Source organism: Odoribacter splanchnicus DSM 20712, from assembly GCF_000190535.1.
In the GTDB taxonomy this organism is placed as follows: Bacteria; Bacteroidota; Bacteroidia; order Bacteroidales; family Marinifilaceae; genus Odoribacter; species Odoribacter splanchnicus.
The window spans coordinates 3,787,482-3,801,268 of sequence record NC_015160.1; the positions used below are offsets into that span (position 1 = coordinate 3,787,482).

Sequence of the window (13,787 nt, forward strand, 5' to 3'; positions counted from 1 at the left end):
TTATGAAAAAATATATTAAAATGAAGCCGGTTGGGGGAATATTAATTACCCTGTTAACAGCCCTTCCTCTGTATGCTCAGGACAATAATGAGATCGTAGGGCAAAATACGCCTGCTGCCTTGGAACGTATGAAAATGCAGAATTTGTGGCTTGAACATACGTCTAATGCTGCCGGTGCAATATTGGATAATACTGTACGCTACAGTACAGTTAGTTTGGGATATGATATCGGGAACGGTACGTTCAGGCGCCCGCAGGAAGGAAAAAGGGTGAATAGTTTGGATTTTAAGACCGAAGGAGGAGGTATATATGAAGGGTTACACGGAATGTATGTATGGGGTAGTTTTAGTTATTCCCGTTATAAAGTACATAAAGCTGAATACAATGCTTCTTTAATTGACCCTTTGAGGGGAATGCCGTTTATCATTGCGGATACTAATCGTAGTAATTGGGTCAATCAGGATTATAATTTAGAGATGCAAATGACAACCCCTTTGCTTTGGAACAGGGTTATTATCGGAATCACAGGACGTTATCAAAATGCAGTGGGCGCAAAGCAGTTAGATCCCCGTCCTCTTGTACGTTTATCACAATTTACAGTTATCCCTTCGGTGATTGTGAAATTTGATAAACATGCTTTGGGATTAAATTTTGATTACTATAGCCGGAGGGAAGACGGTAGTGCCGGTAACTCCAATAACCGCAGAGATCAGCAAGTTTGGGAACTTCGGGGATTAGGGTTTCATTCGGAAGGAGTTATTGGTGGCGTTGGTGGCGTTGGAGGATTGAGAAATTGCAATGCCAATAATCTGGGGGGAGGTATTCAATATAGTTATTTCTCCGGGCAAGTGAGATTCCTCCTGGCTGGAAATTATGATTATAAAGTAGAGGATGTAACTAATAACTATACCCGTCCGAAAATGGTTGGGACTGTTAAAGACCAGATTATTACCGGAAAGTTGGCTCTGGAAATAAAAAATAAGAAAGAAAACAGCTTTTTTACTGACTTTGGCTATACTGACCGTAGTATTGATGGAATTGAATATGTGCAGGTATACGATAATACTTATGAGGTACAGGAATGGATAACGAAATTTAAAAGCATCCGCTCGAATTTTTCAACCAAAGATTGGAGATTGAATTTTGATTATCTGGTTAGTCGTGAAAATGAATATAAATGGAAATTAGGTATGACAGCTTTATATCATCAACTTGCTGATATATACTACTTGCCTGGAAGTAAGCAGGATATTGATAATTTCTATGTAAATATCCATGCTAAAAGAAATTTTGATTTAGGTAAAAAGAATAAACTTTTGGTGGGTTTAGATCTCGGATTAAATGAAAATTTGGATTCAGAGATTTCATATACCGGGCCGGATCAGGATTCCAGAATTATTCAGGATTTTCTGTATAGAGACTATGCTTATTTAAGTTCTGAATATTGGGAAGGAGGATTGTCTTTCATTTATTCTAATGGTAGTCTTATGAAAGAAAAAGCGAATCTTTTCGTTTCTGCCGTATTGAATTATAAAGATGTTATTAAGGATAGTCCTTGGTTTGGGCAGAGAGTTGTCTGTTCGTTTAGTGTCGGATTGAATTTTTAATATCAGCATATGGGAATCAGGGCGTTTTTATGGATCGTATGTATTTATTTTCTGGCAATAGCCTGTAAGGAAGAGAAAGAATTTTCTCTTCCTTATGAGAAATATGTGTTGGAAAATGGGTTGGAGGTGGTATTACATGAGGATAAGTCGGATCCGATCGTATCGGTGGCTATTCAGTATCATGTGGGATCGGCAAAAGAAAAGCCAGGAAAGACGGGCTTTGCACATTTTTTTGAACATATGTTGTTTCAGCGTTCGGAACATCTCGGCAGAAATGCTTTTTTCAAAAAAATTCAGGAACTGGGCGGAACATGCAATGGAAGTACTGCTATGGATGGAACCAATTATTATGAAACGGTTCCCCGGGATGCCCTTGAAAAAGTGTTGTGGATGGAGTCGGACCGGATGGGTTTTTTTATCAATACGGTCACTCAGGCCGGCTTGGAAAGGGAGATCGATGTCGTGTCGAATGAAAAACGACAGGGAGAGAATTGTCCGTTTGGACAGAGCTATGCCTTGATGCTGAAATATTTTTATCCGGAGGGCCATCCCTATAGTTGGCCTGTGATCGGCTCAATTGCTGATTTAAGGAGTGCTACGGTAGAGGATGTAAAAGAGTTCTACCGGACCTACTATGGTCCGAATAATGCTACATTGGTAGTTGCCGGGGATTTTAACCGGGAGAAGACAAAGGAATTGATTGGGAAATATTTTGGCGAAATTCCGGCACAGGAAAAGGTGGAGAAAGTGAAACCTATACCTGTGAAACTGGAAAAAACCAGGAAATTGGTTTATGAAGATCAGTTTACAAATGTGGCAGGTCTGGATATTGCTTTTCCGGGAGTGGAACAGTACCATCCCGATTTCTATCCTCTGCGGATGATGGCCTTGCTCTTATCTTATGGAAAGGGTTCTCCTTTTTATAAAGTGTTGGTGGAAGAAAGAAAACTGACCTCTTATACCAATGTAGCTACGTCTGCTTTTGAATTGGCGGGGCAGATATCTCTTTCGGCCAAAGCTTTTAGAGGAGGAAATTTGAATGATATTTATAAGGGAATGCAGGAAGCTTTCCGGCGTTTTGAAACAGAAGAGATTAAAGATAGCGATCTGGAGCGGCTGAAAATTATGCAGGAGACGATGATGTATAATGTGATGATGGCTTTGGAAAGTAAAACTCAGGCTTTGGCCCGGAATAATGTGTTCGGAGGAAGTCCGGACCGCAGTGTGGAAGAACTGAGCAAGTATAAAGCCGTTACTAAAAAAGATATTATGCGGGTATATCGTCAATATGTCAAGGGACGGCATTTTGTCGCTTTGAGTACTGTACCTGTGGGGGCTATGGATTTGGCTCTGTCAGGTTCTGAACCGGTAAATGTGGAGCAGGATGATTATGTAGGACAAAAATTGGCTTCCGACGGGAAAGCGATCACTGATGATGAATCTTTTGAGTTTACTCCGTCTGTAATCGATCGTTCTGCCGAACCACCTTTGATGGATAATAAACCGGAAATGAATATACCGGAAATCTGGATAGGACAGCTTCAGAATGGGATGAAGATTTTGGGAATGGAATATACAGAACTACCTGTTGTTCAGTTTACGATTATTCTGAATTCTGGTATGCTTTGTGAAACTGCTGACAAATCAGGGGTCGCTATGCTGACTGCTGCTGTGATGAATAGCGGTACCCGGATGAAAACTGCAGAAGAACTGGAAGCTGCTTTCGGACAATTGGGAGCGAGGGCAACAATAGGTGCTTCGGCTGAACGGATGCAACTTACCGGGCATTGTCTGAAAAAGAATTTACCTCAGGTGGTACAATTGATAAAAGAGATGTTACTGGAGCCCCGTTGGGATGAGGAAGCAATGGAACTGGCGAAAACAAGAATGAGGGAAAGTATTCACCAAAGTGTTACCACTCCGAAAACTATTGCCCGGAATGTTTTCCGGAGAATGATTTACGGACCGGATAATGTGCTTTCACGTTCAGTATGGAGATCGGAGGAAAGTATTCATTCCATTCAGCTGGAGGATTTGAAAGAGTTTTATACCAAACATATATCTCCTTCAACTGCAACTTTTTGTTTTGTCGGCGGATATTCCAAAGAAGAAGTGATGTCTTTATTGAGACCTTTGGAGAACGACTGGAGCGCAAAGGACGTGAAAGAAACGGGCCTGAACATGACTTATACAGCTCCGCCGGCAAAAATATATTTTGTGGATTATCCGGGAGCGAAACAGTCTTATATTTTGTTGGGTGCTCCGGCGATGCCGAGAATTTCCCGGGATTATTATCCTGCCGTGATTGTCAATAAAATGCTGGGAGCTTCTTCCAATTCCCTCTTATTTGATGTCCTGCGACTGAAACGGGGATATACTTATGGGGCTTATTCTTCTTTTGATTGTGGAAAATATCTGAACGAATTCAGGGCCACTTCCAGTGTACAGGCTGCTTATACTCCGGAAGCAATGTTATTGTTCAGGGAATGTATTGCAGATTATGGGAATCAATTTACTGCTCAGACACTGGATAAAACACGGGATGCTATGTTCCGGGAAAATGCGGCAGCTTTTGAAATGCCGGATGCACGTCTGGATATTTTGGAAGCAATAGCTGCTTATGAGTTACCTGCCGGATTTATGAAAACCCAGGAACAGATGCTTCGGGATATGACTCCGGAGCAAGCTCAGGAATGTATCCGGAAATGGCTGAATTACGACCGGATGTTTTATGTGGTGGTGGGAGATGCTGAGACACAATTGGATAGGGTAAAAAAAGCCGGTTTGGGAGAAGTGATAGTGGTAAATAAAGAGGGAGTGCCGGAAAAATAAATATAGTGATTAAATGATAGAATATATGATGTGTTATAAATTAATGAGTCTGATTGTGGCTCTCATGGTTGCCACAATATCTTGGGGACAAATATGGATGGAACCCCTGCATACAACAGGAAAGACAAGCTTTGCTATTGTTGCGGATTTGACAACCTGGCAAAAATGTCAGGCTGAAATATTACGGTATCGGGATGTTCTCGAGGCAGAACAACTGCCCTCTTATATTGTAGCAGACCGGTGGAAACATCCGGAACAACTCAGGGAGATATTGCTGAAATTATATAATGAACAACATCTGGAAGGGGCTGTTTTTATCGGAGATATTCCGATACCCATGATTCGTAAGGCGCAACATATGACTTCTGCTTTTAAAATGGATGAGAAGAAATATCCGATGATTCGTTCTTCTGTCCCGTCAGACCGTTTTTATGATGATTTTGATCTGAAATTTGATTTTCTCAAACAGGATAGTCTGAATCCGTTGATGTTTTATTATAATCTGTCCGCTGTTTCTCCTCAGGATATTCGTTGTGACATTTATACCGGACGTATTAAACCTGTCATATCCGAAGGTTTGGATAAATATCAGCAAATCCGTGATTACCTGAGCAAGGCTGTGGCTGCACATCAGGAAGCTAACCGTCTGGATCAGTTTGTCTCTTATACGGGGGAAGGTTCTTATTCAAATTCGCTGACAGCCTGGCGGGCGGAACAACAAACTTTGAGGGAACAATTGCCGGGAGTCTTTGACCGGAAAAATAATGCCCGTTTTATGCGTTATAGTATGTGGGATTATCCCAAAGATGATGTGATTACAGCCTTGAAACGGGAAGACTTGGATATGATGATTTTCCATGAACATGGGTTGCCTCACAGACAGTATCTTTCGGCTGTACCGTCTACCCACGATTATGAACAACATATGGAAATTTTGAAACGGGAAGTTCGTCTGAAGTTGCGTCAGGATGCAGAAGATGGAAAAGATTTCCGGAAACGGATGTGCAAATGGTCGGAGGATTTTCAGGTAGATACGAGTTGGTGGACAGGTATTACAGATACTCAGATGATCCGGCAGGATTCCTTGGTAAATGTACATATGGGCATTGTTCTGGAGGATGTCTCCCGGATTGCCCCTAATGTCCGCTTTGTTATTTTTGATGCCTGTTATAATGGAGATTTCAGGGAAGACGATTATATTGCCGGGCGTTATATTTTTTCTTCCGGGAAATGTGTGGCTGCTTTTGCTAATTCAGTGAATGTACTTCAGGATAAATCGGCCAATGATTTGTTTGGATTGTTGGGGTTGGGAACCCGTTTAGGATTCTGGGCCCGCTATACCAATATTCTGGAGTCTCATATCCTGGGCGATCCTACTTTCTGCTTCAGACCTTCGGTGGAAGGTATAAATTGTAATGAATGGCTGGGAACAGATCAGAAGCCGGATTTCTGGTTGTCTTTATTGAAAAATTCTGGGCTTGCTGACATACAGAATGTGGCCTTGCTGAAATTATATCATGCCGGATTTCCCGGAATCTCAGATACATTGAAAACTTATTTTGGGAAGTCTCCTTATGCGGTTGTGCGGTATAATTGTATGACATTACTGGAAAAGATCAATGACAGGAATTTCCGGGAAGTCCTCAAACAGGCAACAACCGATCCTTACGAATTTATCCGGCGGATTGCGATTCATCGGATGGGACAGGTAGGCTCAAAAGAGTTTTTACCTTATATCATAGAGAGTTATGTTAATGATTATTTTTCTGAAAGGGTGGTGTTTAATGTACAGATGGCTTTGGGGCTTTATCGTTGGGAAGATGTCCGTATGGCAATGGAAGATGTGCTTACCCGTTCTTCTGTATTGGATAAAGAACGGGTACGGAAAAATCTGGAGCGGGTTCTGAAAGGAGAACGGCAATACGTTGCAATCCGGGATATGTTGAATCCTGAAGTTTCTGAGAAAGAAAAACTGATGGAGATCCGTTATTTGAAAAATGCCAATTACCATCCAGGAATTCCGGTCTACCTTTCTCTGGTGAAAGATGTGGATACATCTCCTGTTATACGTAAAGCTTTGCTTGAATCTTTGGCTTGGTTTACCTTGTCTGATCAAAAAGCAGATATTATCGAAGCCTGTAAAGAGATTTTGCAGGGAACCGATAAAAATACAGATATATATCAGGAGGCAGAGAGAACATATAACCGATTAACGCAACAAATAAAGAATAAATAACTATGAAAATAATACTTTTTTTAAGTCTTTTGATTTGGGTTATCCCGGGGTTTGGGAAAGTAAAAATTCAGAAACCCAGAAGTCAGCATGTAACAGCTTTTGCGATTATAGTGGATGAAATGACTCTGGAAAAGACCGGAGGGGCTGTAGAAGCTTACCGGGATGCTCTGGAAGCAGATGGATTGTCGACTTATATTGTCAGTGGAAACTGGAAAAATCCGGATGAGGTGAAAGCTGAAATCATAAAACTGAATAAGCGGAAACCAGTATTGGAGGGTGTGGTATTTATCGGTGACATTCCTGTGGCTTTAATCCGGAATGCACAGCATATGACAACTGCTTTTAAAATGAATGAAGACGAATTCCCGTTTCCGGAGTCTTCTGTACCTTCTGACCGGTTTTATGATGATTTGCATTTGACGTTTGATTTTATTTGTCAGGATTCAGTGAATACTTCTCATTTTTATTATAAACTACGGGAGGATAGCCCGCAACAGTTGCGTCCGACCTTCTATTCCGGAAGAATTAAATATCCTGAAGCGAGGGGAGGGGATAAGTATGAAGCTATTGCTAAATACCTGGCGAAGGCTGTCCGGGAAAAAAAGAGAGCCAATCTTTTGGATTGCTTTGTTTCCTTTACGGGAAGTGGTTATAATTCAGAATGTTTACTGGCTTGGATGGATGAGCGTTTGGCTTTGACTGAAAATTTTCCGTTGGCCTGGAAAAATTCCCGTACAGCAAAATTTCTGAATTTCCGGATGGAAGATTACATGAAATACCGTCTGTTCGATGAACTCCAAAGGGATGAGATGGATGTCATGCTGTTTCATGAACACGGGGCTCCTGATCGTCAATATATTTGTGACGGACCTGCTCCGGCTGGATTGCAAGGGTATATGAATTATATTAAATCGTCCATTTATTCTTTTGTGAAACGGGAGATTGAAAGGAAAAAAGGTACTCCGGAAGAGATTATGGCTTATTTTACTAAGGAATATGCTTTGGGACCAGACTTTTTCAAAGATTTTTCTATGGAGAAGATTGCAGAGCAGAATTCTCTGGAGCGGTTAAAGACCGGAATTGTCCTGGAAGATCTGAAGGAGCTGAAAACGAATCCCCGGTTTGTGATGTTTGATGCTTGTTATAACGGTTCATTTCATGAAGACGGATATATAGCCGGATATTATATTTTTAATGATGGAAATACTGTAGTAACACAAGGTAATTCCCGGAATGTATTGCAGGATCGCTGGACAATTGAAATGATCGGTTTGCTTTCACAGGGAGTGCGTGTAGGACAATGGAACAGGCTGATTGCGACTTTGGAAGGACATATTATCGGTGATCCTACTTTTCATTTTACCCCTTTTGCTCCCAATACTTTGGGTATGGATATGGTTATTCATAAAAATGACCGGGAGGTATGGGAGAAATATCTGGATTCACCATATGCAGACGTTCAATCTTTGGCCTTGCGGATGTTGGTAGAGAATGATACGGATAAAACGATGTCTCCCCGCCTGCTGACCGTTTTTCAGAGCTCCTCTTTTAATAGTGTACGGATGGAGGCATTGAAATTATTGAGCCGTTATGCTAATGAAGATTTTGTGGAAGCGATCCGGTTAGGACTTTATGATGCTTATGAGCTGATACGTAGGAATGCTGCAATATATGCTGGTAAGTGCGGAGATCCCCGCCTGGCTGAAGCTGTGGTAGATGTTTTGTTGAATCAGCCGGAATCGCAACGGGTGAATTATATTTTGCAGGGAGCATTGATGTTATTGCCGGAGAAGCAGGGAGCCGGGGTATATTTGGCGAAAGAGGAAAATACCAGTCAGTTGATGCAACAGTTAAATAAAGATGTAGCTGATAATGTACAGACCTTGGCCATGCTGCAAGATGCCCGTTCTCCTCAAAAGAAACAAATTTCAGTTATCCGTTATGTCCGGAATTATCCGCGTCATGCAAATATTGATGCCTATCTGTCTATTATTGAGAATGCAAGTCAGGCAGAAGAGGTTCGGGTGAATATGGCAGAAGCACTGGGATGGTTTAATTATTCCTATCGGAAAAATGAAATACGTCAGGCTTTGGAGAATATGCTGAAACGTGATCAAATGCCTGGAAAAGTGAAACTGGAAGTTGAACAAACTATTAACCGATTGAAATGATATGAAGACATTACTTTTATTTTTTCTTTTTGCCCCCTTATTGTTATGGGCAAAACCTGAGATAATCAAACCGAAAGTAAAAACGCCGACCTCTTTTGCTATTGTTGTGGACAAGCAGAGTTATGACCGGGTAAAATCCTCTATTGAAGCCTATCGGGATGCTATTGAACGGGATGGACTGGCTACTTATATTCTGGTGGATGAATGGGAGAATCCGGATGCGATCCGGGAAATCTTAAAGAAGCTTTATGCTGATAAAAAAATGCCATTGGAAGGGGTTGCATTGGTCGGAGATGTGCCAGTTCCCATGATCCGGGATGCTCAATTCCTGACGTCTGCTTTTAAAATGGATCAGAAACGTCCCTGGCAGCAGTCCAGTATTCCATCTGACCGTTATTATGACGACTTTGATTTGCAATTTGATTTTTTAAAACAGGATTCTTTACAGCCTTTGTATTTTTATTATAGTCTGAATCCTCATTCTGCAATGACCATTGAGTCGGATATTTATTCCGGACGCATAAAACCAATGGCTCGAGAAGGAAAAGATAAATATACCGTATTGGACAATTACCTGAGAAAAGTGGTACGTCTGAAAGCTCAGCAGAATCCATTGAACGACTTGACTATGGCTCGTGGACATGGCTATAATTCCGAGTCCCGGGATGCTTGGGCAGGAGAACAGCTGGCACTAAAAGAACAGTTTCCGTCCTTGTTTAAAAGTGGCAATTACATCCGTTTTTACGATTATGATTTCAATTGGCCGGCCAGAATTCCCTATATGACAGCCGTTCAGCGGGAAACTGCTGATATAGTACTGTTTCATCATCATGGAGCAGATGATACCCAATATCTGAACGGATACCCGGAGGGAAGTGGGGTGAATCTTTCTATAGATAACATAAAGCGTTATTTGAGGAGTAAGGTGTTGACGGCCTATGAGCGGAAAAAGGATGTGGAAAAAACCAAACAGGATTATATAAAATCACTGGGTGTACCTTCAGAATGGCTGGATGATGCTCTGGAGCCGGAAGTGATCAGAAAAGATTCGCTTTTCAATGCGGGTATGGATATTCATCTGAGCGATATTCATGCTATCCGTCCGAATGCCTGTTTTGTAATGTTTGATGCCTGTTATAACGGCTCTTTTCATCTGGATGACTGTATTGCCAATGCCTATATTTTCGGGGATGGAAATACAGTGGTAACTCAGGGGAATACCGTCAATACCATACAGGACAAATGGCCGGATGAATATCTGGGACTATTGGCTTGCGGGGTACGCATCGGGCAATGGGGCCGTCATGTCCATTTTTTGGAAACGCATATTATCGGAGATCCGACTTATCATTTTGCAAATACGGTAGATCCTGCTTTAGATATGAACCGGGCAATAGTTGTAAGCAAAAAGGACAATGCCATGTGGTATAAGCTGTTGAACTATCCGAATGCAGATGTGCAATGTATGGCTTTACGGAAGTTGTATGAAAATCATGCTCCCGGATTGCCTGAGTTACTGCAAAAGACTTATGAAGCTTCCTTGTTCGGAGTAGTTCGTATGGAGTGTATGAAGTTGTTGTATCAGATGAATAGTCCGGAACTGGTGGATGTTTTGAAACTTGCAGTATGTGATAGTTATGAATTGGTCCGGCGTTTTGCCGTTCAGTATATCGGGAATTTGGGAACTGATGAATTGATACCTGCTCTGGTTTATGCCTTATTGAATGAAAACATGTCCGCTCGTGTAAATTACCAGGCAAGGGACGCAATCATGCTGATGGATATGGATAAACTGACCGCAGAAATAAAACGGCAGGCCGGGGCAAGTGGACATTGGGTAAATAAAGAGGAAGTGGTACAGCAACTCCTGAGTCTGGTACAAAGGAACCAGAATTCCTGGCAGAGTGCAGCCGGTGTCATTAGTGATCTTACTTCTTCTGCCAAGGATAAAAGTTTTGATATAGTCCGTCAACGGAATCACCCTGCAGTCGGAGCCGCAGAACTGTTGATTGCTTTTGTTTTGGATAGCTCCCGCGATATGCAGCTTAGGATTACAACAGTGGAGACATTAAGCTGGTATACGCATTCTGTAAAACGACCGGAAATTATTGCCGCTTGTGAGCAGCTTATCCGGGCCAATGAAAATCTGCAGTTGGTCAATGAAGCTATTAAGACAAAGAATCGGTTGAAGTAAACGCTGTCAGGTTTTAAACAGTGACCGTACTCGCTATTCGTTTGAGTGCGGTCACTAATATTTATTATTTCTTTTTGGGTTTTTGTTTGAGTTGAGCGGGGCGCATGGACAATTCCTGAGCTCCGTATTTGGGTTTGTTTTTCAGACAATCGGGTAGTTGTTGCTGAATTTCTGGATGGGTATTCAGATAGTGTTCCAATTGGCTGAGGTAATCGAAGTAGGTGATGGCTTCGTCCCGGTCGGGCATGTTGTAAGCCATATACCGCGAATATTCCAGGCATTTTTCTTTCCAGAATTCCGGATAATCTTTGTAAGTGGCTGAACGGGTCATAAAGCGAAAATACATACAAAGTTCTTCACGGAAAGCACCGGGATCAGCTACCATTTGGTCGATGAGCCGGGCAGCTTCTTCGTATTTTTCGGCACTAATCAGTCGGTCGGCCTCGTTTTTCCGGGTAAGGAATGTTTTTCCTTCGAAATCGGGTAGAGCTGCCAATTCGGCGGCATCCGGGCAGTAGTTACATTCTTTGAATAATTTACTGTCTACTGCCTGGATTCCGTGAATTTTGCGGTATTTGTCGATATCGGAACAAAGCATTTTAAACAGTTTGTTGTCCCGTCCGTGGATGGATTTCACGAATAAGGCCCATACTTTCGGATTTTCCAGTGAATAACCCGGCTTCGTGATCAGTTGTTCGGCACATTTTTCGCTTTCTGTCCGGTTATAGCGGGAGGCTGCATAATAAGCGTAATCGAGTAGGAATTCCGGTTTAGTATTGCCTGCTTTCTGTTGTTCCATCAGATAGACAGAGGTCTTTTGGGGATCCAGGGCCGAAGCTCCGGTGAAAAGGAAAGTTTCCCGGTCTTGATTACTACCGGAGATATGGATTGCTTTTTCGGTTTTGGGATTTACAAAAACAAAGGTGGGGAAGGAAGCTACTTCGTATTTTTTGGCTAATTCGACTCCTTCGCCTGTTTCTGCATCGATCTTCAGGCATACAAAATGATCGTTGTAAAAATTACCTACACTTCCTAAGGTGAAGATGTTTTCAGCCATATTCAGGCAGGGACCGCACCATTGGGTATAGAAATCGATAAAAATCGGTTTTTTCTCTTTTTTTGCCATAGCTTTGGCTTCTTCCCAGCTGCAATGCCGGAATCGGATACCTTCTTGGGCAACTGCCTGGAAGGCGATAAAGAGACTGAACAGGAAAATTAATTTTTTCATTTTACTTCAGAGTTACAAAAATTATCGCAGTTACAGGGGTTACAACGGTTTAGTCGTTCCTTTTAACCGTTGTAACCTTTGAAACTTTTTATCTCTCGTACTGCGGCATTCCCGGATTGTAATTTAAAATCATTTGATTAATCGGGAAGATGTACCGATTGTCGTTCGGTGCAAGGGTAAAGGTTTCGCCGTCTGCCGTATGGGTGACGGTTTTTTTGAATTTGTCTTCATAATTGAGACGTTTCAGGTCTATCAGGCGGTGGAAACCCGTGAAGGCAAATTCCCGGCGACGTTCGTCCAATACGATGCGGAGCGCTTCGTCCTTGTCGGTTGCTGTCAGGGCTACGTTGTTTTTGATGCGGTTGTCACGCAGTTTGTTCACATAGCTCATTGCATTGTCTTTGGAGCCGACGCGGGCTTCGCATTCTGCGGCAATCAACATGTTTTCGACAGTGGAGAAACCTACGTTCTGATAAGCATATAGAATATAGCAAGTCTCCCCGTAAAAATAATCGGTACGTCCCATGTTGACGGTATCGTCGGCATAAAACAAAGCACGGCGCTGGTCTGTTGCTCCTGCAGGCAGGTTACGCTCAAATGTTGCAAGAAAATCCTTGCTGACCGGAATGGTTACACGTCCGCTTTGCAGACGGACAAATACGGCTTCCGGATTGTCATCCTTTTCGAGCATTGGTGTTCCATCGGGCAAGACGATACGTCCCCAGGTAGTTTTATCCTTCGTCTGATAAGGACGTAAATCTTGCAATTGGTCGTTCAGTTTCAGTGCCTCTTTTGCTTCGGTGAGAGCATCGTCATAACGTCCCATGTAGAGATACAGGCGGGCATAAAAAGAGTGAAGGCTGCCTAAATAGGGATGGAATAAGTTAATGGGGACTTCTTTCAGGCTTTTAGAAGCTTCTTTTAAGTCATCCTCTATTTGTTTGTATACTTCGGCAACAGTGGCACGGGTGTATGTTTGATCTACAAGATCCTTTGTGATCAAAGGAATGCCATAATCGGTTGCTGCCGTTTCTTTGTGATAATGGCGGGCGTAGATGTTGACCAATGCCAGGTATTCGAAAGCACGCTGGTAGAGCGCTTCGGCGCGCAGGCGATGTTTTTCTGCATCGGTGGCATCGGTAGAGGAAAGCACGTTGTTGATAATAGTGTTGAATGTGTAAATACGCTCATAAGCGGCATTCCACAAGTTGTCATCTGACCCCGGCGTGTAAATCTGTCCGCCTTTGAATGAGTAGAGATTGCGCTCGTGGTCATCTTGGTTTGCATACGCCAGGTCGGCAGCAGAAACGGTATCGTCCAATAAATGCACGTCATCTGTCAGATAAAATGCATCTGTGCTCATGCAGCTATTGAGAGACTGACTGGCAAACAATTTCACATAGTCTTCAAAAGCTTCGGGAATAGCATACCCTTTCGGTTTGTTTCCCAAAAAATGGTCGCATCCTTGACTTACTATCAGTAGGGTGCAGAGTATCGGATAAATGTATTTTTTCATTAT

Annotated in this window: 7 protein-coding genes; 5 read left to right on the top strand and 2 right to left on the bottom strand. The window is 42.4% G+C overall.

Translation table 11 applies throughout. The annotated features are described in order from the left end of the window. Positions 1-2 precede the first annotated feature (2 nt). From ODOSP_RS16025 to ODOSP_RS16045, 5 genes are read left to right on the top strand one after another with little or no spacing between them, the layout of a single operon-like run. The gene (locus tag ODOSP_RS16025; RefSeq protein ID WP_013613336.1) at positions 3-1,607 is read left to right on the top strand and encodes a DUF6850 family outer membrane beta-barrel protein; all 1,605 of its coding nucleotides are present in this window, start codon (positions 3-5) and stop codon (positions 1,605-1,607) included. A 9-nt stretch (positions 1,608-1,616) separates the two neighbouring features. Beyond that, positions 1,617-4,439 (top strand): M16 family metallopeptidase, encoded by a 2,823-nt coding sequence (locus tag ODOSP_RS16030; protein ID WP_013613337.1) that lies wholly within the window; start codon positions 1,617-1,619, stop codon positions 4,437-4,439. Between the two features lie 25 nt (positions 4,440-4,464). Beyond that, positions 4,465-6,675 (top strand): HEAT repeat domain-containing protein, encoded by a 2,211-nt coding sequence (locus tag ODOSP_RS16035; protein WP_013613338.1) that lies wholly within the window; start codon positions 4,465-4,467, stop codon positions 6,673-6,675. A gap of 2 nt (positions 6,676-6,677) precedes the next feature. Continuing rightward, on the top strand, positions 6,678-8,846 hold the full coding sequence (locus ODOSP_RS16040; RefSeq protein ID WP_013613339.1) for a HEAT repeat domain-containing protein: 2,169 nt from the start codon (positions 6,678-6,680) through the stop codon (positions 8,844-8,846). A gap of 1 nt (position 8,847) precedes the next feature. Next, on the top strand, positions 8,848-11,040 hold the full coding sequence (locus ODOSP_RS16045; protein ID WP_013613340.1) for a HEAT repeat domain-containing protein: 2,193 nt from the start codon (positions 8,848-8,850) through the stop codon (positions 11,038-11,040). Positions 11,041-11,104: 64 nt separating this feature from the next. On the opposite strand, the gene ODOSP_RS16050 is transcribed toward ODOSP_RS16045, so the two are convergent. Then, positions 11,105-12,268 (bottom strand): thioredoxin family protein, encoded by a 1,164-nt coding sequence (locus ODOSP_RS16050; RefSeq protein WP_013613341.1) that lies wholly within the window; start codon positions 12,266-12,268, stop codon positions 11,105-11,107. An 88-nt stretch (positions 12,269-12,356) separates the two neighbouring features. Then, positions 12,357-13,784, bottom strand: a complete 1,428-nt coding sequence (locus tag ODOSP_RS16055) for a RagB/SusD family nutrient uptake outer membrane protein (RefSeq protein WP_013613342.1) — start codon at positions 13,782-13,784, stop codon at positions 12,357-12,359. Between the last annotated feature and the right edge of the window lie 3 nt (positions 13,785-13,787).

Excerpts from the sequence above, each read along its gene's own strand:
- ODOSP_RS16030 (WP_013613337.1), top strand. The coding sequence starts at position 1,617 with ATGGGAATCAGGGCGTTTTTATGGATCGTATGTATTTATTTTCTGGCA.
- ODOSP_RS16055 (WP_013613342.1), bottom strand. The coding sequence starts at position 13,784 with ATGAAAAAATACATTTATCCGATACTCTGCACCCTACTGATAGTAAGT.
- ODOSP_RS16050 (WP_013613341.1), bottom strand. The coding sequence starts at position 12,268 with ATGAAAAAATTAATTTTCCTGTTCAGTCTCTTTATCGCCTTCCAGGCA.
- ODOSP_RS16035 (WP_013613338.1), top strand. The coding sequence starts at position 4,465 with ATGATGTGTTATAAATTAATGAGTCTGATTGTGGCTCTCATGGTTGCC.
- ODOSP_RS16025 (WP_013613336.1), top strand. The coding sequence starts at position 3 with ATGAAAAAATATATTAAAATGAAGCCGGTTGGGGGAATATTAATTACC.
- ODOSP_RS16040 (WP_013613339.1), top strand. The coding sequence starts at position 6,678 with ATGAAAATAATACTTTTTTTAAGTCTTTTGATTTGGGTTATCCCGGGG.
- ODOSP_RS16045 (WP_013613340.1), top strand. The coding sequence starts at position 8,848 with ATGAAGACATTACTTTTATTTTTTCTTTTTGCCCCCTTATTGTTATGG.